The sequence below is a fragment of the Psychrobacter sp. TB55-MNA-CIBAN-0194 genome (assembly GCF_040309505.1).
GTDB classification, from domain to species: domain Bacteria; phylum Pseudomonadota; class Gammaproteobacteria; order Pseudomonadales; family Moraxellaceae; genus Psychrobacter; species Psychrobacter fozii.
This window is the reverse complement of record NZ_JBEOOW010000188.1, coordinates 1-279: the sequence shown is the minus strand read 5'-3', so window position 1 is coordinate 279 and position 279 is coordinate 1. Positions and strand designations below refer to the sequence as shown.

At 47.0% G+C, this 279-nt stretch carries 1 pseudogene; it reads left to right on the top strand.

Features of this window, described 5'->3' with window-relative positions:
- Positions 1-279 (top strand): annotated as a pseudogene (locus AAEY75_RS14775) (MBL fold metallo-hydrolase); the annotation flags it as partial.

Below are 279 nucleotides of genomic sequence, written 5' to 3'. Positions count from 1 at the left end.
CATGTACGCAGTTCCGCAATTGGCCGCTTTGCTTGGTGAAGCAATGGGCGTTGTATTTCAGGCTCCCGGTTACAAAACAACATACGTGGTTGGGGATACGATCTGGAACGGTGTTGTAGAACAAGCTTTAAACAAGCACCAGCCGGAAGTTGTGATCCTGAATACCGGCTATGCACAGCTTGAGGGATTTCCAAACTCTATTATCATGGGAAAAGAAGACGTGACTCGAACCAAAAACATTGCACCTCAAGCAACCATTATTGGCGTGCATATGGATGC